Below are 21,231 nucleotides of genomic sequence, written 5' to 3'. Positions count from 1 at the left end.
AAAATTCGGAGTGCAAATATAGACGTTATTTTTCTAATTGTAAATCAACAAGTACTAATTTTTTTCATCATGCAGCAAATCAGGCCTTAGTTGGCGGGTGCGCTGCACGGCCTGCTCAAACCGCCACTCCTCTACTTTGGGAGTATTGCCAGACAGCAGGATTTCTGGCACGGTATGTCCCTCAAAATCAGCGGGACGGGAGTACACCGGAGGAGCCAGGAGGTTGTCCTGGAAAGAGTCTGAGAGCGCGCTGCTCTCGTCATTCAACACACCGGGTATTAGCCTGATAAGTGAATCTGCCAAGACCGCGGCAGCCAGTTCCCCGCCAGAGAGCACGTAGTCGCCTATGCTGATCTCGTGGGTCACAAACAGGTCGCGCACGCGCTGGTCCACGCCTTTGTAGTGGCCGCACAGGATGATGACGTTCTGCAGCAGAGACAACCGGTTGGCCATGGGCTGGTTCAGCGTCTGGCCGTCTGGGGTCATGTAGATCACCGCATCATAGGTGCGCTGGGCCTGCAGTTCCCTTATGCACTTGGCAATAGGTTCCACCATCAGTACCATGCCGGCGCCTCCACCAAAGGCGTAGTCGTCAATCTGGCCGTGTTTGTTGATGGCGTATTTGCGCAGGTCGTGCAGGTGTACTTCCACCAGACCTTTGTCCTGGGCTCTTTTTAGAATAGAGTGGTCAAAGGGGCCGGTGAGCAGGTGGGGCTGGCAGGTAATAATATCAAACCGCGTCATCGTCTTCGTCTTCCTCGCCTTCCAGGGGCGGTTCTTCCAATTGGCGGTTAGAGGGTTGGGTGTACACTTCCAGCAGGCCCTCAGGCAGGCTCACATAAATCTTGCGTTCCTCTTTGCTGGTGCGCAGGATGATCTCGTCCTGAACCGGGATGAGCACCTCGTGACCCTGGTAGTCCATGGCCAGCAGGTCTTGGTTGGGCAGGTCAAAGAAGGTCTGCACGGTACCCAGTTCGCCTAACTGCTCATCTACCACCGTATAGCCAATCACCTCATGGAAGTAGAACTGATCTTCTTCTAGGTCGGGCAACTGGTTCAGGGGAAGGTAGAGGGCTACGCCTTTGAGTTTCTCGGCATCGGCCACGGTGTTCACATCCTCAAACTTGAGAATGCTTTTGCCTTTGTCCTGTGGATTGAGGTCATCAATGAAAAAAGGAACCAGTTTCCCGTTAATCAACAGGAAAACTGATTCCAATTCATCGTACTCTTCCGGAAAGTCAACGTCAAAAAACGCGACCACCTGGCCTTTGGTGCCATGCGTGCGAACAATATACCCCAACTGGAAGCATGCGTCTAACGTCATGGCTAGTAAAATTAAGCTTGAGCTTCTTCTGTAGCGTCAGCAGCAGGAGCGTCTTCAGCACCTTCGGCATCGCCTTCAGCAGCCGGAGCGTTGGCAGCAGCAGCTTCAGCTGCTCTTCTTTGCTGAGCCTCAACACGGGCAGCGTTCACTTTGGCTTCGGCCTCCAAAGCAGCTTTTCTCTGAGCAGCTTTGTCGCTTCCTAATTTCTCTACTTTACCGCTGATTTTGGCTTCTTTACCGGCTTTCCACTCTGCATAGCGGGCATCAGCCTGCTCTTGCGTCACGGCGCCTTTCAATACACCAATCTGTAAGTGCTTTCTGAACATAACACCGGTGTAAGAAAGCATGGCTTTCACAGTGTCAGTTGGTTGAGCGCCTTTCAATACCCAATCCAACGCTTTGTCTTCGTTGAAGTTGATAGTGGCAGGGTTTGTCTGTGGGTTGTAAGTACCCAATTTCTCGATGAAGCGACCATCACGTGGTGCACGAGCGTCTGCAACTACGATATCGTACATTGCAGCTTTTTTGCGGCCTCTGCGGGCCAGTCTGATTTTAACAGCCATAGTAAACTTTGTTAAAGCGCCGGATCCCGTCCGGCATTGGGGTGCAAATGTACGGCAATAATTTTGAAACTGCTACTATTGATTTAAAGATTTGAGAATGTGGCCTTTTGGAATGGCGTTGGATTTGGAAATTTGTGGATTTGAAGATCTGGAGATGGGAGATAGTTGAGGCGTTTTGAGGCTAATTTATGGAAAACGGGCCAGAAACATGGTTCGCTCTCAAAAGGGTATCCTTACCTGAACGGCACCAGGCTGTGCGGTCCCCGGCCGAACAGGTCTCCGGCCAGGAAGAAGCGTTTCGCGGCTGAATTTGCAGAATTGTCCCAAAAAGAAGGGCCGTACTGTTTCTGCACCCAATCTGGAGAAAAACCCTGGAGCCGGAGCAAGGCCGGGAAAATATGAAAGTGGCTGTAGCCCCACCTCGGCTTTGGGGAGGACGCGATACCGGTAAGCTTACTGGGGTCCCAGATCCACAAGGGCACGGCGGCCTCCTGCGGCGAAGTCTCCTGTACCGAGGCGTGCGTGATGCTGATCCCTGCCTGTGTTAGGTTCTGGCCGTGGTCTGAGGTGTAGACGATGACGGTGCTGTCCTGGGGGGAGATGGTGCCCATGAGCTTGCGCCAGAACTGGTCTACCGTCCAGCGGAGGGAGTTGTGGTACGTATTCAGGGTACGCGCCTGGTCTTTGTAGATACTGCGCGGCGAGAGCACCGGTTTGAAAAACGTAGAGTCTACCGGATAGGTGCGGGCATATGGCCAGTGGGCACCAGCTTTGACTACGTAGACGAATACTTTTTCCGGGGATTTGGCCAATTGTGCTAATTGGTCTGCCACCAGCATGTCCCGGTCATAGTATGGAGCTTGGGGATGGGTAACAGCGGGCCGTTCCACGTGGTCAATGTATTTTAGGTCCTCGGGGCTCATGAAATTCTGCAGCACATCGCCGCCCAACTGCGCATCTATGTAATAGGTGGTATAGCCCGCCTTTTGAGCGAACTGAAAAATATTGGTGCGGGAAAAAGTGCGGTACGCCGTGTCTGGAAGTTCCGTAGGCCGGGTGCCACTCATCAAAGCAATGTTAGAGCCGGCGCTCTGGTTTGTGGTTGAACTGGCCACACCAAAGTCCAGTAAATGACCCCGGACAGAGTAAAGAAAAGGCGTGGTCTGGAGTTCCAGCCGATGCAAAGTCAGCTCTGTGGCGGTGATACTCTCGTCCACAATCAGGAAGAGGTGCGGCACGCCGCCGTTTTCCGGCGAGACGGGTACCGGGGTACGTAAGGGTTGCGGCAGTTGGTCTGTAACTACTGCCATAATAGTTAATGGCACCCGGTAGAGCGCCGGAAAATCATCCACCACGCCAGTGGTTCTTTTGATCATGGCAAAAGCCGCCAAGGCAGCCAATGGCAGGAAACAGGCCGTCCAGGATGCCGACCGCCACGCTGCTTTCTTCCTGAGCCAATTAATGGCAAGAATCACCAGAATGGTAGCTAAAAAAGCAAGCACAACCTGCCCTCCGTAATTCTGAAGGGCGGTATCCAGAAGCGGTAGATTGTTCCAGGCCAGCACCGCATCTGAGTACATGAAGTTGTAGCCCGTAATCAAGCGGTAGGTGAGACTTATAAGCAGGCAGGGGAAAAGCAGCGCCAACGTAAGCCGATAAAGGACTTTGCTTCGGTTAAACAGCAGGAGCAGGAGACCTGCCGTTGAAAACGCAAACAACACCAGGTACAGCAGCAGGTGCATGAGGCTATCCTGAAAAAGCAGGAAGGTGGTGATGAAGTAGAACCGGCCGGGCCGCATCTCTACCAGCAGGACAAACAATGCCAACGCGCAGAATAGAATAAAAGGAGTGTGCCTTAAAAAGCGTGGCCTCATGTATTTCCCGTAACTTGCTCTCGTAAATCAGGAACCGAAGGTAATGGAACTCGTTCAATCTGCCAATCCGGCGGATAGGCTCCCCGGCCGTGTAGATCAGATAGATGTCATGCGTGGCTTTGCGCTGCTGGGAATATGCCTGGAGAATATTTTCACCATGCATACGCCAAACGCCTTTTTTGCGGAGTATGCCAGCCGGTACGGGCATGGGTTGAACCACTTCCTGCTACTTGCCTTGATGGTGTTGGTGAGAAGCAAATTCTACCCCATCTTTTCCTTTGTATTCGGGGCATCTGCTGCGTTGGGGTTACCCACCCAAAGCCCAGGCTTCTTTTTGCGCCGGTTAGCCGGACTGTTTCTCCTGGGCGCGCTGCAGGTAATTTTTATCTGGGAAGGCGATGTCTTGGTGCAGTATGTGTTCATGGGTTGTCTTTTGTTACTGCTCCGGAATTGGGGCGCCAAGCCTTTGGTAATCCTAGGCTCCTTTCTGCTGCTGTTCAGTTTTATAGGCAATTTGTGGGCAATGCCCCAAATGCAAGTCTCCGAAGAGAGTTTGGCCGCATATGAGACGGGTACTTTTTCAGAACTGATGTCTTTTCGGGTGCAGGAATTTTTACAAAGCGTATTTACCTGGGCAACCCTTCTCTTCTACAGCCGGATTTTTGCCTTTATGCTGATGGGCTTCGCCTTTGTCAAGAGTAACAGTATCTCGCGGTTAACTTCCCCAGCTTGGGTCAAGAAGGTGTTCCTGGGGCACTTGGCCTTAGCCATAGGAGTAGCCATCCTGGTGCAACTAGCCGGATGGCGGGGCGAAGCAAATGAAACGCTTTGGCTGAAAGAGTTGTGCCTGGGAGTCTATTTCTATGCCGCTGTTATCACCCTGGCTTCTTTACCTGTTTTGCTTTGGCATACTTCCATACTGCAACGCTTTCTATCTCCCTTGAGATTGCTGGGAAAACTCACCCTCACGCACTACTTAACCCAAAACCTGCTGTTCAGCCTGCTCTTTTATAGGTACGGTTTGGACTTGTTCAATAAACTGGAGCCCTGGCAGTGCGTGCTGCTTTATGTCATAGTAATAGCGCTTCAGTTAGGTTTTTCTTTCTGGTGTCTGAAACGGTATAAACAAGGTCCTGTGGAATGGCTACTAAGACGCATAGCAGGTAAAAAGCAGAAAGGCGCCTCCTGATCGGGAGACGCCTTTCTGCTTTTTATAGAAGCTGCGGTTAAGCAGTAGCTTTTTTCAATTTAATGATACCCACTTTGTCCAAGGTCCAAATGATAGGGTAGGTTGGGTCCACTTCCCACCATTTCACCCCGAAATTCACGCGGTTTGGCAATTTGTGGTGGTTGTTCTGGAATAACTCACCGCCGGTTAAGAAATCAAAGAAAAGCGAGTTTCTTGATTTGTCATTGTTGTCAAAGTTCTGGTAGCCGTATTTGTGGCCGCTCCAGTTCACGATGGCACCGTGCAGAGGTCCCATCAGGAAGTGCAATGGAAGCAGCAGGTACATCCACCAGAAATCGGCGAATTTGATATAAAATAACACATAGAACGTACCCCAGGCCAGACGGGAACCCCAGTGGTCACCAATGTTCTCCACCAGGCGCCAAACCGGGTAATTGCCGTCAAAGCGCAACTCTGGTTCCACCCGGTTCTTCAGTACATCGTTGTAGATGTTCTTGGTCTTCCACATCATGGTGAAGGCATTGCTGGAAAAGTGCGGCGAATGCGGGTCACGGGCCGTGTCTGAGAAGGCGTGGTGCATCCGGTGCAGAATAGCGTATGCCCTGGGCGACAGGAAAGACGAGCCCTGGCTGATGTAGGTGAAAAGGAAAAAGAACTTCTCCCAAAACGCATTCATGGTAAACATTTTATGCGCGGCGTAGCGGTGGAGGTAGAAGGTCTGCACAAACAGCGACAGGTACCAATGGGCTACAAAAAAGAGGATGATGATCATGCTGGGTGATTGCAATTAATAGTTTACGCCTAACACCGGCGGGCAGTATGAGAACAGCCCCGCCGTAAATAAGTTCACAAAGCTACAACGCAAGTTTTAAACGCTGCAAAGACAAACCTGTATTTTGCGCAAAAGTGACAAGAATCATCTTTTAACTCTCCCCATTCTCCAGCCAAGAGCCTGTAAGCAGGTTATAGATTGAAGTTTGCCTTTAGTCTATTTTGTTTTAGGGCCATTTTCCCAAAAACGGCTGAGAATCGCTTCGGCACCGAATCAGAAACCGCACGGCCTTTCATAGCTAGCTTCTGCATGGGCAAAATAAGTAACTGCGCCAGAATTTAAAAGAGGGCTGTAGCCAGATGAATCTAAGGTTGGAAAGGTTGCCAGGCCGGGATGCGGGGAAGAGGAGCCTTTACCGATACCCAGGTTTTCAGGATGGGGTGCTCAAAACCCAGTTCCTGCGCGTGCAACGCGATGCTTTTGTTTGGCAGCGGCTCCGGGGCTCCGTATCTGAGATCGCCCAGGATGGGGCATTTGAGCGAGGCCAACTGCACCCGTATCTGGTGCGGCCGACCGGTGACGGGCCGTACTTCTACCAGGTATTTGCCATTAGTACCTTTAAGCAAAGAATAACTGAGTTCGGCGCGTTGGCTGCCCGGCTTTTCACTTGTGAGGGCTTTGGTGGTGTTGCGTTCCGCGTCTTTGATGAGCCAATGCACTAGGGTGCCGGCCTCAGGGTGAGGCGCACGCTGCGTGATGGCCCAGTAGATCTTCTCCGTCTTGCGGGTTTTGAACTGCTCGTTCAGGCGGGTGAGGGCTTTGGAGGTTTTAGCCAGCAGGACTACGCCGCTCACCGGCCGGTCCAGGCGGTGCACCACGCCAATGAACACGTTGCCCGGTTTCTGGTATTTCTCTTTGATGTATTCCTTCGCCAGTTCAGAGAGCGGCACATCACCGGTTTCATCGCCCTGCACCAGTACCCCGCTAGGTTTGTTCACCACCAGCAGATGGTTGTCTTCAAAAAGTACGTCTAGCTTGAAGGGGGCAGGCATTCGGTTTTAAAGGTGTTTTTAGGAAATGGGGCCGAAAACGGAAAATTGTTGATTGCTGATTGTTTTTCAGGAGACAGCAATCAACAATTAACAATTAAATCAATAAGCTTCTTCTTCGGTGGGGAAGTTGAGGGATTTTACGTCCTGGATGTAGTTGCTCACGGCGCCGGTGATGATCTCGTGGAGCTCGGCGTAGCGGCGCAGGAAGCGGGGCTTGAATTCCTTGGTGATGCCCAATAAATCATGAATTACCAGTACCTGCCCGTCTACGTGCGGCCCGGCCCCGATCCCGATGATGGGGATATGGAGTTCATTAGCTACGCGTTTGGCCAGCGAAGACGGGATTTTCTCCAGCACAATAGCAAAACAGCCCAGTTCCTGCAGCAGGCGGGCATCGGAGAGGAGCTTCTCGGCCTCGGCCTCTTCCTTGGCGCGCACAGAGTACGTCCCGAATTTATAGATGGACTGTGGCGTCAATCCTAAGTGCCCCATGACTGGCACACCGGCGCTGAGGATACGCGTGATAGAGTCTTTGATTTCCTCGCCGCCTTCCAACTTCACGCCGTGTGCACCGGATTCTTTCATGATCCGGATGGCGGAACGCAGGGCCTCTGAGGAGTTCCCCTGGTAAGAACCGAACGGCAGGTCTACCACCACAAACGCGCGCTTCACCCCCCGCACCACCGAGGAGGCGTGGTAGATCATCTGGTCCAGGGTAATGGGCAACGTGGTCTCGTGGCCAGCCATCACGTTGGAGGCAGAATCACCTACCAATAAAACATCTGTTCCGGCGGCATCCAGTAAGGTGGCCATGGAGAAATCATAAGCAGTGAGCATGGAGATTTTCTCGCCACGTTCTTTCATGCTTTGCAGCTGGTGGGTGGTAACTATTTTTACCTCGCGTTTCTGAACCGACATAATAGAATTGGGGGTGTTAGCCTGGGCAAAGGTAAGGAGTGGGGAATTAGGAATCAGGAATAAAAAACCAGAAATTCTTTGCCGGTGAACTAGGGTGAAGTGTACCAGATTAATACGTTTGTTTCCCAGGCTTAGGTGTGTTTTAAGGCAGATTTAAGGGAAATGGCTTAAAAACAGAGCGGCCATCTTGAAGAAGATGGCCGCTCTGTTTTTAGCTTAGTAAGGTCTTCCGGTGGCGCTGCTGCTGCGCCGGATGCGCAGGTCCTGCAGCAAAGCAGACTTGGCGTTGATGTTGATGGAGTAGCGTTGCAGTACCCCAAACGGTACCCAGTCTATAGACATCTGCCAGCAGTGAAGGTCCCGTACAATCCCGATGTTGGTGTAACTCAGAATCTTGTTCTTCAGGTCATAGCTGGTGGTGTAGTTTACGGCCCATTTATCGGTGAGGGTCACGGAACCGTTAATGCCCGCCGAGGTGGCGTTGTTCACCAGTTTGTCGGTGAGGTTATCGCGGGTGAAGTTGGAGGTCAGGTCCACGGAGAGCGTCCAGGGGATGTTAAACTCCACGTAATCTGCGGCGGTCACGGTGCGCTGCAGGGCCGGCAGGTTGGTGGGCGGCGCGGCCCCAGAGGCGGCCTGTTGCTTGCGGGCCTGCTGGTTGAACTCAAACCCGGTGTTGAAGTTCAGGTTCATGAGGCGAGCCAGCCTGAAACCGCCGCCTTGCGCTAAGTAGATGTTTCTTCTCACCCCGTTGATGTACTGGTAAGGGTCAAAGCTCCCCGATACCGTCACGCCCACGTTGTTGAACAGCTTCGTAGACATGTTCACGTTGATGTTGGAGAGCTTGAAAGAATCGGCGGCCATGTTGTAGGACCCGGAGAGGTTGAAGGCGTCAATCAAACTCACTTTTTTGTACACACCCGCGCTGTCGGTCTTCACTTTCATCTCCACGTTGTTGCTGATGGAGAAAGAGAGCGCGCTGGTGAGGCCCGGACCCGGTACGTTGCCTTCCAGTCCTTGGAACCGGGACAGCAGCTGCGTGTTACCCAGACTGTCGCGCTGCACCCGCTGGTAGAAGCCGTATTCTTCCCTGCCAAAATCAGGTCGCCAGCTATAGGAAATGTTAGGCGTTATGGTGTGCCGGATAGCCTCAATCTTCTTTCCTTCGATCTGCGCAATGCCGTACAGGTTGGTGGAGAAAGACAGGCTTCCCTGGTATTGGTAGGTGCGCTGCAGGCCTTTGGAAGTATCCGCTTCCAGCATGTTAGTCCCGGGCTTGGTGCGGTAGGTGTACTTTTTGGTAAACCAGCTCTCGCTGTAGCTCACGCCCGGTGTCACTTTGAAGTGCTTGAAAAGGCTCACCGTTCCCAGGGTAATAGGAATGTCATGGTTGATGCTGGTACGGGCATTCCGGAAAATCTGGGCCAGGTTAGACCCGTTGATGGCGATCACCGTGTCACGGACCCTGGCGGTGGTGAAAGGGAAGCCCAGGCTGTTACCCGAGGAGATGTTGTTGGTCACGTACTGGCGCGCGTTCAGGGAATACCCAATCCGGATGCCTTCAATCCAACGGCCGGTCATTGTACCGCCAAACCACTCAATAGGGCTCTGGCTCGCCACCCCGAAGCTGAAATCAGGGAGGGTGAAACTCATCTGCTGCACCGGCACCAATTCGCCGGCTTCATTGCGCTGGGTTCTGGTGGTCTGGCTTTGCGAAATGGTTACGCCGTAGTTGATAGGCGAGTTGGGGCTGCTCTTGCGGTATGAAACAGTGGAGTTGAACGCCGGTGATAGCGCATTCTGGGCGGTGGTGGAGTTTCTTTGGTTATAGAACTGGCTACCGGCGTTCACGCTGGCCGAGAACTGACCTTTGCCGGGTCGCGTGATAGGCTGGTGGCTCCAGCTGATCCAGATGTCGCGGGAGTCTGTGTTATAGTTGTAGACGGCATCGGTGGTCCGGCCCACGCCAATGTTCTCGGAGCCTTTGTTATAGGTATGGCTCACGGAGAAGTTACCGCTGAACTTGTAGCGTTTGGTATAGGTAGACTGCACCCGCGCGCCGTAGCCCCCCAGTGAGAAGATATCGCCGGTGATGCGCATGTCCATGTACTCGTTCATGGCCCAGTAAAAACCGCCGTCACGGAGGTAGAAGCCCTGCTGGTTAGACTCCCCGAAGGTAGGAATGATGACCCCGGAACCTCTTTTACGCGGCGAAGGGAAAAACCCGAAAGGCAAACCGATAGGCGTGGGCACATCGGCGAAGACCAGGTGGAATGGCCCGGCCACCACGCGGTCATTGGGAATCACCTTCATCTTGGAGGCCTTAATGTAGAAGTGCGGGTGCTCCAGGTCACAGGTAGTATAGCGGGCGTGCCTGCCGTAGATGCTGCCCAGGGAGTCGCGTTTGATGGTCTCGGCGTGAATATAGCCCTCGCCCTGCGTGGTAACGGCGCCAATCACGCGGCCCTTCTTGGTTTTGTAGTTGTAGGCCATGCGCTCGGCCTGGTAGTTTTCGGCCCCGTTTTTGAAAAGAGGCTTGTTTTGAAGCACCCCGGCAGAGTCCAAAATCCCTTCGGCGTTGATGAGGTTGGTTTTCCAGTTGATCTGGATGTAACCCGCGTCCAGGGCAATCTCGCCGTAGTCAATGTGGGCGTCGCCGTACAGGTGCATGATCTGACTAACGGCATCGTAGCGGATAGAGTCCTTCGCCTTATAATTAATGGTGGTCTCAATATCACCTTTGGCTTTGGCGTTAGCAGTATCAGGAGAGGAGACCACAATGGAGTCCGCCTTTGGAATTAAATTGGCACGATTAAGGTTAGGACGAATTTGCGCGCTTCCCTCCGTAGCGGAAAAAAAGGCAATCACTGTAAAAGCGGCGATTGCCAAAAACAGGAGGGATCTCTTCTGATTCAAGTAAATTTTTTGTTATTTTGTTAACTAGGACAAAGTTATTAACAATAGCTTTTAACTAACGCATCCTGTGAAAAATATTGTCTCTCTTACCGTTTTTGCTTTTTTACTCTTTGGTTCCTTCACCACTTTTGACCGGAAGGATGTAAAAATACGAACTGTGGTAATTGATGCCGGCCACGGCGGAAAAGACACGGGTTGTAACGGAGCCTCGGCCCGCGAGAAGGAAGTAGCCCTCAAGGTGGCGCTTAAACTAGGCGAACTCATTGAAGAGAACGTGCCCGATGTGAATGTTATTTTCACCCGCAAAGACGACCGCTTTGTGGAGCTCATTGACCGGGCGGGCATCGCGAACAAGAACCACGCCGACCTGTTCATCTCCATCCACTGCAACTCCGGGCCCAGCAACGCCTTCGGCACCGAGACCTACACCATGGGTCTGCACAAGTCCAGCAGCAACCTGGCCGTAGCCACCCGCGAGAACTCTGTAATCTTGCAGGAAGAGGACTACGAGAAGAACTACAACGGCTTCAACCCTAAGTCGCCGCAGAGCCACATCCTCTTCAGTTTGTACCAAAGTGCCTACATTGACAACAGCCTGAGGTTCGCGCAGAAAGTGGAGCGGGAGTTCAAGACCAAGGTGGGCCGCTCCAGCCGTGGTGTGAAGCAGGCGGGCTTCCTGGTGCTGTGGAAATCTGCCATGCCCAGCACTTTGATTGAGATTGGCTTCCTGACCAACCCAACGGAAGAGAAGTACCTCAACGATAAATCCAACCAATCGTATATTGCATCAGGCATATACCGCGCTTTCAAGGACTACAAGCAGGAACTTGAGGCCATGAACTAATTTAATCTACCTCTGTGGGAAAATTTTCCAAAGAACTCAAAGTAGCGTTGCTGGGCATTGTGTCTTTGGCGGCACTCTACGTGGGCTTTATATTCTTAAAGGGAAGTGATATACTTTCCTCAACGCGTACTTTCTACGTCACCTATGACTCTGTGGAAGGCCTGGCGGTCTCCAACCCGGTGTTGATCAACGGTTTCAGGGTAGGTCTGGTGAAGAACATGGTGCTGGACCAGAAGAAAGGCAACAAGATTCTGGTAACCCTGGACATTGACAAAGACATTGACGTGGGCGATTCTACCGTGGCCATGCTGGTGAGCTCAGACTTACTAGGCAGCAAGGCGGTGGAACTGTATATGGGCCGTAACAGACTGCGCTACAAGGGCGGCGAGTACCTCATTCCATTCGTGAAACGCAGCATCACCGACATGCTCTCGCAGCGGGCTATGCCCGTGCTGGGCACTGTAGACACCACCCTGCAGCGCTTGAACGCCTTCCTTGACAAAGACGCGAAACAAAGCATCCAGTCCATCCTGCTCAATGCCCAGGCCACTTCAGAGACCCTGAGGGCGGTAGCTTTGGCCAACCAGGGCAACATCAACGAGATTACCAGCAACCTGGCCCGGCTTACGGCTTCCCTGCGGGGCACCGAAGCCAAGTTCAGCCGCCTGGCCGGCAGCCTCAACACCCTCACCGATACCTTGGACGTCAACTCCATGAACAGCGCCATCAGGGGGCTGGACAGCACCATCTATCAGGCGCAACTGACCATGGCCAAAATCAACCAGGCCAACGGCAGCCTGGGCAAGCTCATGAACGATGACTCATTATACAGCAACCTCAACGCTTCCAGCGCTAGCCTGAACGAGCTGCTCATGGACCTGAAAGCCAACCCAAAACGCTACGTGCACTTCTCCCTTATTGGGGGCGGCACCAAGGTGAAGGAAGCCAAAAACGTGAAGGAAGCCACCCGGGTGAAAAATGCCGAAAACGTGCAGAATGCGGGAGCGGTAGACACCAAGAAATAACCCGCGCTTGCAGCAGCAAAAAGCGTTTCGGGGCCGTTTTCTTTAAAGCGGCCCCGAAACGCTTTTTTGTTGCCTTCCGTAAAGCGAAGCAATTTCCTAACAAGTGTTAGCCTTTTCTGAATTTTGCTATATTTGTACACCCCGCATGGGACCTAACCCCTAACCACCCGCTTTCTGTAGATTTATGGATATTGAATTCAATAAGAACGAAGACAGCCTCAAACAGCTTTGCTTCCAACTTAAAGCCAGACATGACAAAGTAGCCCTGGGTGGCGGCGAGAAAGCCATTGCCAAACAGCACGAAAAAGGCAAACTCACCGCCCGTGAACGCATCAAATACCTGCTGGATGAGGATTCTGAGTTTCTGGAGATAGGCACCTTTGCCGGTGAGGGCATGTATAAAGAGTACGGCGGATGTCCGGGTGGCGGGGTAGTGGCGGGTATTGGGTACGTGAAAGGCCGGCAGTGCATGGTGGTCGCCAATGATGCCACCGTAAAGGCCGGCGCCTGGTTTCCCATCACCGCCAAAAAGAACCTGCGGGCGCAGGAGATTGCCATGGAGAACCGCCTCCCGGTCATCTACCTGGTAGACAGCGCCGGCGTGTTCCTGCCCATGCAGGACGAGATCTTCCCTGACAAAGAGCACTTCGGGCGGATGTTCCGCAACAACGCCATCATGAGCAGTGAAGGGATTGTTCAGATCTCGGCCATCATGGGTTCCTGCGTGGCGGGCGGCGCCTACCTGCCCATCATGAGCGACGAGGCCATGATTGTGGAGGGCACCGGCTCTATCTTTCTGGCCGGTTCTTACCTGGTGAAAGCGGCCATCGGCGAGACCATCGACAATGAGACCCTGGGCGGCGCCTCTACCCACTCAGAGATCTCCGGCGTGACAGATTATAAATTTGAGACCGACGAAGAGTGCCTGGACCACATCAGGAACATTTTCGATAAAATGGGCGAGAATCCCAAGGCCGGTTTCAACAGGGTAGCCGCGGCGAACCCCAAGCTGGACCCGAAGGAAATCTACGGCATCCTGCCGCAGGACCGCGTGAAGCCCTATGACATGATGGACATCATCCTGCGGCTGGTGGACAACTCGGAGTTTGAGCCTTACAAAGACCTGTATGGGCAGAGCCTCATCTGCGGCTTGGCGCGCATTGATGGCTGGGCCGTGGGCATTGTGGCCAACCAGCGCAAGATCGTGAAAAGCAAGAAAGGTGAGATGCAGATGGGCGGCGTGATCTACTCAGACAGCGCGGACAAGGCGGCCCGCTTTATCATGAACTGCAACCAGAAGAAGATTCCGCTGGTGTTTCTGCAGGACGTATCCGGGTTCATGGTGGGCAGCAAGGCCGAGCACGGCGGTATCATCAAAGACGGCGCCAAGCTGGTGAACGCCATGAGCAACTCTGTGGTGCCTAAGTTTACCATCTTGATCGGGAATAGCTACGGCGCGGGCAATTACGCTATGTGCGGCAAAGCCTATGACCCGCGCCTGATCTACGCCTGGCCTACGGCGCAACTGGCGGTGATGTCTGGCGCCTCGGCGGCCAAAACGCTGCTGCAGATCCAGGTGGCCTCCCTCCAGGCCAAAGGCGAGGAGATCACCCCCGAGGCCGAGAAAGAACTGCTGGATAAAATCACAGACCGGTACAATGAGCAGTTGAGCCCGTACTACGCGGCGGCCCGCCTGTGGGTAGACGGCATCATTGATCCACTGGAAACCCGGAAAGTCATTTCAGTGGGCATTGAGGCGGCCAACCACGCACCCATCACCAAACCTTTCAACGTAGGCGTGATCCAAACTTGATTATAATTAGGAATTGGGAATTAAGAATTAGGAATGGCGTGGAAACCAACCCAGTTCTCCCAGCAAGGGACTTTCCGCTTGTGTATTTAGAAAGGCCCTAGCCTGAATCTTTACATTGTCTGATATTCCCCTCCTCGGAGGGGTAAGGGTGGGTAAAGGAACGCATTTGATTTATCCCCATCTGTAAACCGCACCTTGGGTGAAGTAAGAATCAGGAATTAAGAAGAGCGGCACGGATAGAATTTTTGACCTCCTGGCGCTAATCCGGGAGGTCAAATTCGTTTAGGAGCTGACTTTGGGAAAACAGCCCGGAAACGCTTTTGCTTTATTTCCCGTTCTCAGAAGAAGGAATATGGTTAACCGCCACCCTAGTTCATAAACAGATTCGGCAGTTATGATTCTTAATTCCTAATTTTAAATTCTTAATTGATTTACCTTGACGAATAAAGAGATAAAGGCGCTCATCTCACTATTGGATGACGAGGACCCGGATGTGGTGGCGCACGTGCACCAGAAGATTGTGGAGTTAGGCGACACCATCACGCCGTTTCTGGAGGAAGCCTGGGAAGAGAGCCTGGACCCTGAGCACCAGAAGAAGCTGGAAGAACTTATCCATGACCTGCAGTACAGCTCCCTCACGCAGCGCCTGAAAACCTGGAAAGAAGAAGGCGCCACCGATCTGGTGCGCGGCATGTGGCTCGTGAGCACCTACCAATACCCAGACCTTACCCTGGAGCAGATCATGCAGCCCCTGGCCGAGCTGTACTATGAAGCCTGGGTGAACGTGCGGCCCGAGATGCACCCATATGACCAGGTCAAAGCCCTGAATCACGTGCTCTTCAAGCTGCACCACTTCTCTGCCAACACCAAGAATTTCCACGCGCCCAACAACTCCATGATCAACCAGGTGCTGGAAAGTAAACGGGGTAACCCCTTGACACTCTGCGTGATTTATATGGCCCTGGCGCAGAAACTGGGTTTGCCCGTGTACGGCGTGAACCTGCCCAATCTGTTCATCCTCACGTTCAAGAGCGACGTGATTCCGCAGTTCTATATCAACGTGTACAACCGCGGCCTTATCCTCTCCAAGAGCGACATAGACAATTACCTGTTGCAGTTGAACCTGAGCCCCGTGGATATTTTCTACGAGCCCTGCTCGCCCATTGACATCGTGCGGCGCGCCCTCCGGAACCTGTCCCTGTCTTACGAGAAACTCAACGACCCAGAGAAAGCCACCGAAATTGAGAAGCTCATTGACGTGTTGGGCGATGAGCAGGTCACGAACGCCAGCGCGTCTTCTGAGGAAGAGGACATGGATGACGAGGAAGGCTACGATGACGAGGACGAAGAAGAAGATCGCTAACGTTTTAGGCCTGTTTCAAGAAAACCAAGCCTAAAACAGAAAGTATTCATTAGGAAGCCACTCCCCCGGGAGTGGCTTTTTTCGTACCCATTGTCATCGGGCGCAGACCTGTTTTAAGGGCATTTTGAGGAAAACAGGCCTGAAACAAATTTCCTGGGCTAAGGGATATCGTTATCTTTATTCTTTCATGCTTGCATTATGATACAGAAGAGTACCCGCTTAGACAATGTTTTCTACGAGATAAGAGGTCCCATTTTTGAAAAGGCAGTGGACCTGGAGAAGGAAGGCTACCGCATTACGCGGCTCAACATTGGCAATCCGGCGCCCTTCGGGTTTGAGGCGCCAGATGAGATTGTGCATGACGTGATGGTGAACCTGCGCAACGGCCAGGGCTACACAGACTCTAAAGGGGTATTCGCGGCCCGCAAGGCCATCATGCACTACAGCCAGAGCAAAGGCCTTCACAACGTGCACGAAGACGACATCATCATAGGCAACGGCGTGAGCGAACTCATCATGCTCAGCATGCAGGCCCTGCTCAACAACGACGACGAGATCCTGATTCCCGCCCCCGATTACCCGCTCTGGACCGCCGCCGTGACCTTGTCCGGGGGCAAAGCCGTGCATTATCTCTGCGACGAAGCCTCTGACTGGTATCCAGACCTGAAGGACATGGAAAAGAAGATCACGCCCCGCACCAAAGGCCTGGTCATCATTAACCCTAATAACCCAACCGGCGCCGTGTACCCCGCCGAGGTGCTGCAGCAGATTGTGCAGTTAGCCGAGCGCCATAAACTCATCATCTTCTCCGATGAGATCTACGACAAGATTCTCTACGATGAAGTAGTGCACCATTCCACCGCCTCCTTCACCGAGGATGTGTTGTGCCTTACCTTCAGCGGGCTGTCCAAGAACTACCTGGCTGCCGGTTTCCGGGCCGGCTGGATGGTGGCCTCGGGGAACAAAGCCATCGCTACTTCTTACCTGGAGGGCCTCAACGCCCTGGCCAGCATGCGCCTGTGCAGCAACGTGCCCTCACAGTTCGCCATCCAGACGGCCTTGGGCGGCTACCAGAACATCACCGACCTGGTGTTGCCCTCCGGCCGGTTGTACAAGCAGCGCGAGGTGTGCTACGAGAAACTGACCTCCATCCCCGGTATCACCTGCGTGAAGCCAAAGGGTGCCTTCTACATGTTCCCAAAGATCGATACGAAGAAATTCAACATCCAATCAGACGAGAAACTGGTGCTGGATTTGTTGATTGACCAGCACGTGCTGTTGGTGCAGGGTACCGGCTTCAACTGGCCCCAACCCGACCATTTCAGGGTGGTGTACCTGCCCATGGCCGAGGAATTGGCCCTTACCCTGGACAAACTCGCCGAGTTCCTGAAGGAGTATGACGGCGCGGCGGTCATGGGGTAATGCCTGCCTGGCGTTTTCGTTTTTGCCCTGGTTTTTAGATTTTGGACTAAAAAGAGCCTGCAACTCAAATATCCTCGACCTCATTTCTTAATTAGTGCTACTCTTGGTTGGTTTTCTGCGAGAAAGCCTGTAAATTATCTTATTGTGTAGGTGAGATAATTACTTGATGGGAAACACTTTTACTAGAAATATTCTAAGCAGGCTTCTTGGTTGTGTATGGTTCTTTTCCCTGGCGTTGCCGGCGGTAGGGCAGACCTCGCGTGGGCTTGCCCCAGATATCCTGAAGGAGAAACTGGCGCCTGCCCTCCGGCAATTGCCTCCTGGGCATGCTAAAATAACCATTAGGGTGCAGGTGAAAGATAAAGCCGCTTTCAAGAGTTGGTTGAAGGCTCAGTTGCCGCAGGTACACGAGCTGCAGACCGATGCTAAGCGAAATACCTTCCTGCTTTCAGCCCGTTTTTCAGAAATAAGCCTGTTAACGCATTGCCCCTTTGTCTCTTTCATTGACGTAGGCAATAGAGCCCCCCAGGAAGAAGCCCACCTGCAGAACTCAGATTTGACCGTCAATGGGGTAGAAGCGGTTCATCTGCGCTACCCGCAACTACAGGGGAAAAACCTGGTGGTCTCCATCAAAGAGCAGCCCTTTGACCCGGAAGACATAGATTTCAAAGGAAGGGTGCTGGCTCCGGTATCTTCCACCGGAGCGACTACTCCGCATGCCACCAGCATGGCCACGTTGGTGGCCGGGGGCGGAAACACCTCGCCGGCCGGCAAGGGGGTGGCCTGGCAGAGCCAGGTGATGACCTCAGATTTCACCCGCCTGATGCCAGATGAAACCTCTTTTCTGCAATCAAGCAAAATATCGGTGCAGAACCATTCTTACGGGGTGGGGCTGGAAAACTACTACGGCCTTGAAAGCCAGGCCTACGACTCGCAGGTGCTGGAATACCCCCAGTTGCTGCACGTCTTTTCCTTAGGCAATGCCGGAAACCAAACACCCAACACCGGACCTTACGCCGGGATAGCCGGATTTGCTAACCTTACAGGGCAGTTCAAAATCTCAAAGAATACTCTCAGCGTTGGGGCGGTGGATACCTCTGGGCAGGTGAGTGTCCTGAGTTCCCGGGGACCTACCGCTGATGGCCGGATCAAGCCCGAGGTGGTGGCTTTTGGGGAATCGGGTTCTTCAGAAGCATCGGCGGTGGTGTCTGGGGTGGCTTTGCTTTTGCAGCAGGCCTACCAGGAACAACACAACGAAGCCTTACCTTCTGCGGCGCTGGTGAAAGCTGCCCTCGTCAACAGCGCCGATGATAAAGGAAGGCCCGGTCCGGATTATGAGGCCGGGTTCGGGAATGTAGACGCCATGGGTGCGGTGGAATCTGTGTTAAAGAAAAGGTATTTTGAGGGAGTTGCCTCAAAGGGTAAAGAAAAGGTCTTCTCCATTGCCGTTCCTGCCGGATCAGCTGGTTTAAAAGTGACTTTGGTTTGGCATGACGCTGCCGCTGAACCTTCCGCGGCGAAAGCCCTGGTAAACGACCTGGACTTAACCGTGCAGGAAGTGTCTACTGGCCGGGAGTGGTTGCCTTGGGGCCTGAGTGCCCACCCGCACAGGGACTCTTTAACGCTGCCTGCGCGCCGGCAGGTAGACCGGCTGAACAACCTGGAGCAGGTGAGCCTGACCTTGCCGGGTGCCGGAGACTACAAGATAAAGGTGGCGGGTACCCACGTGACTTCGGTTTCTCAGCCGTTCAGTATTGTCTATGAATTTGAAGCGCCTTTCACGTGGGCTTTTCCTACTGCCGGGAGCAACCTGAAGAGTTCCCAGAAAAACCGAATCCGCTGGCAGGCGCCTTTGGCTGCAGGCACCACCGCTCGTCTAGAATACCGCTGGGGCGGCCAGGATTGGAAGCTCATCCAAGATAATGTGCCTTTGCAGGAAAGCAAGGCCGATTGGCTCACCCCGGATTCAGCGGGACTGGTTCAGCTGAGGCTGGTGCCTGCCCTTGGGGAAGTTTTGTTATCCCAGGAGTTTATCCTGAGCCCAGTTTTGCCTTTACAGGTGGGTTACCAGTGCGAGGAGGAGGTTTTACTGTTCTGGCCGAAGGCAACCGGCGCCAGTCAATACCAGGTCTTTGCCCTGGGCGAAAAATACCTGGAGCCGGTAACTATTGTCTCAGATACCTTATTAATCTTCTCAGAGCGCGAAAATGCTGCCTTACACTTCGCAGTTGCGCCGGTGATAGCTGGCCAGACGGGCCTTAAAAGCTTAACAGTGAATTATGCAGACCAAGGAGGGCAATGTTATGTAAAGCAATTCCTGGCGCGCCAGCTGGTCACAGATTCCGTTCTGCTGGATGTGGAGCTTAGTACCCTTTATGGTTTAGCCAATGTGGTGCTGGAGAAACAGACCCGCGGTACTTTTCAGGCGGTACAATCCCTGTGGCCCATGAATGGAGCCCGGACCACGGTTTCTGATCCTGCTCCGGTGCCGGGCAGAAATGAGTACAGGTTAAGGCTTCAGACCGCTAAAGGACAGACTTATTACAGTCAATTGGAAGCCGTATTCTATGCACCAGAAAGCTTTTTGCAAGTATTTCCTAATCCTATTTTAGCGGGTGACAAGGTGCAATTAGTCTTGAAGGAAGATGAATTAACCCGAATTCAGGTGTTTGATCAAACAGGTAGAATGCTGAAAGAGATTCAGCAGGATGGGGCTATAAAGGTGATCAAAACGGAAGGTTTAAAGGCCGGTATTTATCTGTTAAAGGTTTGGGCTAAGTCTGGGAATAAAATCACTAGATTGGTGCTTATATAAATGCCATTAAAAAATAAAATAGCAAAAATAGCCGCTGTGAAAACAGCGGCTATTTTTATGTAGATTTACTAAATTCAGGCTATTAATAGAGGTAATTAAGGGCCGTGCGGTCATTGGAGTTAAACGGACGGTTCTGCCCGGTGGCCACGCAAGCCAACATCCAGGAAGTAGCGTCGGCAGTGGTAGGAGTACCTGGGATGTGAACAGCTCCTACGGTGCTGGCGCCTTCGTTCGTATAGGCTCCGCCGCAGCTATAGCTTCTGTCCATGTAATCTGTGTGACGGAAACCAATGGTGTGGCCAATCTCGTGTGCCAGAATAGTGGCCAGGTAGTTTGTGCCAGGGTTGGTGCCTAGATAGGTAGAGTTAACCAATACTTGGTTGTAGGGGTTTCCGCCGGATGGGAAACCGGCAGAAGCCAGATACGTGGCATTGGTTGGGGATTTGGAAAGCAAAATGTTGTAGCTGGAAGAAACACGTTGGAACTTGATCAACAAGTTTTCGGCGTTGAATCTACGGATGGCCTCATCCAGGGCCGTCACGTAAGAAGTTGGTAAACTGGTAGAGATGGCCACTCTGATGGTTCTACCCGTTCCCACGCTTACCAGGTTATTGGTTCTGTACTGCTCGGTTTCACCTACTCGCAGAAATTTCTGGTCGTGCTGGCTGTTCAATTGCTCATCGGTCAGGAAGATGTCTCCCTCTACCAGATAGCCGCCATCCACTACTTTTACATCGGTGGTACCAAAGCCCATTTCATAAATCTGCTGCAGCTTTTCTTTGGAGATGGCAGCTTTCTCCACTACTTCTTCTTCACTCACTGAGCACGAGGTTCCGCCTAATACCAAAGCGAAAGCGAGGAACTTGATCATGTAATTTTTTTTCATACTGCTTATTGGGGTTAGTTGAATAATGTGTCCATTTTATAGATAAAAAATAAGCAGTGCAAGTAATTATTGTCTGTTTCTGTAAATAAAATTATTTAATAATTGTCAAACATTCTCTTGTAAAAAGGTTTTGTATTCTGGCAATATGTTGTTAAAATATTAGAACTATTTACAAGGTAGGTTTGATTATTTTAAACTTAATTGAAGGAATAGGTAGAAGATATATTTCTTGTATTCATGTACAAACATTGAAATTTTTTGTGGCTAGTTTTGGTTAAAAGTTGATGTGAAAAGGAGTATTTATACGTAATCTATTTCCTGTTATTTATTCAATCAAGAAAGCCTGAGCGACCTTGGATATGTTTGCTCTCCTGGTTTGAAATCTTCTTAAATAGAAAAAGGCTGCCAGAGGCAGCCTTATAGTGAGAAAGTGAAGTTAAAAAGGAAAGCCAACG

At 52.3% G+C, this 21,231-nt stretch carries 16 protein-coding genes; 7 read left to right on the top strand and 9 right to left on the bottom strand.

What is annotated here, in order from left to right; genetic code table 11:
• Positions 1 to 54: 54 nt before the first annotated feature.
• The 4 genes from trmD to J3P34_RS03540 form a co-directional block, all read right to left on the bottom strand.
• On the bottom strand, positions 55 to 744 hold the full coding sequence (gene trmD, locus J3P34_RS03555; RefSeq protein WP_210486450.1) for a tRNA (guanosine(37)-N1)-methyltransferase TrmD: 690 nt from the start codon (positions 742 to 744) through the stop codon (positions 55 to 57).
• Positions 731 to 1,324, bottom strand: coding sequence for a ribosome maturation factor RimM (rimM, locus tag J3P34_RS03550; RefSeq protein WP_210486449.1), 594 nt, complete (start codon positions 1,322 to 1,324; stop codon positions 731 to 733). The genes trmD and rimM overlap by 14 nt, the downstream gene beginning before the upstream one ends.
• A gap of 11 nt (positions 1,325 to 1,335) precedes the next feature.
• A complete protein-coding gene (locus J3P34_RS03545) occupies positions 1,336 to 1,887 on the bottom strand; it encodes a 30S ribosomal protein S16 (RefSeq protein WP_210466421.1) in 552 nt (183 codons plus the stop codon).
• A gap of 233 nt (positions 1,888 to 2,120) precedes the next feature.
• The gene (locus J3P34_RS03540; protein ID WP_210486447.1) at positions 2,121 to 3,761 is read right to left on the bottom strand and encodes a sulfatase-like hydrolase/transferase; all 1,641 of its coding nucleotides are present in this window, start codon (positions 3,759 to 3,761) and stop codon (positions 2,121 to 2,123) included.
• Between the two features lie 43 nt (positions 3,762 to 3,804).
• Between J3P34_RS03540 and J3P34_RS03535 the strand changes: the two genes are divergently transcribed.
• Positions 3,805 to 4,950, top strand: a complete 1,146-nt coding sequence (locus J3P34_RS03535) for a DUF418 domain-containing protein (protein ID WP_210486446.1) — start codon at positions 3,805 to 3,807, stop codon at positions 4,948 to 4,950.
• A gap of 37 nt (positions 4,951 to 4,987) precedes the next feature.
• Here the strand turns inward: J3P34_RS03535 and J3P34_RS03530 are convergent, their stop codons facing one another.
• The 4 genes from J3P34_RS03530 to J3P34_RS03515 form a co-directional block, all read right to left on the bottom strand.
• The gene (locus J3P34_RS03530; RefSeq protein ID WP_210466417.1) at positions 4,988 to 5,722 is read right to left on the bottom strand and encodes an acyl-CoA desaturase; all 735 of its coding nucleotides are present in this window, start codon (positions 5,720 to 5,722) and stop codon (positions 4,988 to 4,990) included.
• Between the two features lie 365 nt (positions 5,723 to 6,087).
• On the bottom strand, positions 6,088 to 6,774 hold the full coding sequence (locus J3P34_RS03525; protein WP_210466416.1) for an RluA family pseudouridine synthase: 687 nt from the start codon (positions 6,772 to 6,774) through the stop codon (positions 6,088 to 6,090).
• A 99-nt stretch (positions 6,775 to 6,873) separates the two neighbouring features.
• Positions 6,874 to 7,692, bottom strand: a complete 819-nt coding sequence (panB, locus tag J3P34_RS03520; RefSeq protein WP_210486445.1) for a 3-methyl-2-oxobutanoate hydroxymethyltransferase — start codon at positions 7,690 to 7,692, stop codon at positions 6,874 to 6,876.
• Between the two features lie 216 nt (positions 7,693 to 7,908).
• Positions 7,909 to 10,470 (bottom strand): putative LPS assembly protein LptD, encoded by a 2,562-nt coding sequence (locus tag J3P34_RS03515; protein ID WP_210486444.1) that lies wholly within the window; start codon positions 10,468 to 10,470, stop codon positions 7,909 to 7,911.
• A 205-nt stretch (positions 10,471 to 10,675) separates the two neighbouring features.
• Here J3P34_RS03515 and J3P34_RS03510 point away from each other — a divergent pair, with 205 nt between their 5' ends.
• The 6 genes from J3P34_RS03510 (at position 10,676) to J3P34_RS03485 (ending at position 19,890) form a co-directional block, all read left to right on the top strand.
• Positions 10,676 to 11,452, top strand: a complete 777-nt coding sequence (locus J3P34_RS03510) for an N-acetylmuramoyl-L-alanine amidase family protein (RefSeq protein ID WP_210466413.1) — start codon at positions 10,676 to 10,678, stop codon at positions 11,450 to 11,452.
• Positions 11,453 to 11,466: 14 nt separating this feature from the next.
• Complete coding sequence (locus J3P34_RS03505) at positions 11,467 to 12,477, top strand: MlaD family protein (protein ID WP_210466412.1); 1,011 nt, start codon at positions 11,467 to 11,469, stop codon at positions 12,475 to 12,477.
• Positions 12,478 to 12,661: 184 nt separating this feature from the next.
• Positions 12,662 to 14,290, top strand: coding sequence for an acyl-CoA carboxylase subunit beta (locus tag J3P34_RS03500; protein ID WP_210486443.1), 1,629 nt, complete (start codon positions 12,662 to 12,664; stop codon positions 14,288 to 14,290).
• A 436-nt stretch (positions 14,291 to 14,726) separates the two neighbouring features.
• Positions 14,727 to 15,653 (top strand): transglutaminase-like domain-containing protein, encoded by a 927-nt coding sequence (locus J3P34_RS03495; RefSeq protein WP_210466410.1) that lies wholly within the window; start codon positions 14,727 to 14,729, stop codon positions 15,651 to 15,653.
• Positions 15,654 to 15,851: 198 nt separating this feature from the next.
• Positions 15,852 to 17,075, top strand: coding sequence for a pyridoxal phosphate-dependent aminotransferase (locus tag J3P34_RS03490; protein ID WP_210486442.1), 1,224 nt, complete (start codon positions 15,852 to 15,854; stop codon positions 17,073 to 17,075).
• A 166-nt stretch (positions 17,076 to 17,241) separates the two neighbouring features.
• Positions 17,242 to 19,890: a S8 family serine peptidase gene (locus J3P34_RS03485; protein ID WP_210486441.1), complete on the top strand. Its 2,649-nt coding sequence runs from the start codon at positions 17,242 to 17,244 to the stop codon at positions 19,888 to 19,890.
• 82 nt (positions 19,891 to 19,972) lie between these two features.
• On the opposite strand, the gene J3P34_RS03480 is transcribed toward J3P34_RS03485, so the two are convergent.
• Complete coding sequence (locus tag J3P34_RS03480) at positions 19,973 to 20,776, bottom strand: M57 family metalloprotease (RefSeq protein ID WP_210466407.1); 804 nt, start codon at positions 20,774 to 20,776, stop codon at positions 19,973 to 19,975.
• Between the last annotated feature and the right edge of the window lie 455 nt (positions 20,777 to 21,231).

This window comes from Rufibacter aurantiacus (assembly GCF_017916345.1).
GTDB lineage: Bacteria > Bacteroidota > Bacteroidia > Cytophagales > Hymenobacteraceae > Nibribacter > Nibribacter roseolus.
Note: the sequence above shows the minus strand (reverse complement) of the source record. Positions and strands in the feature narration are given on the sequence as shown.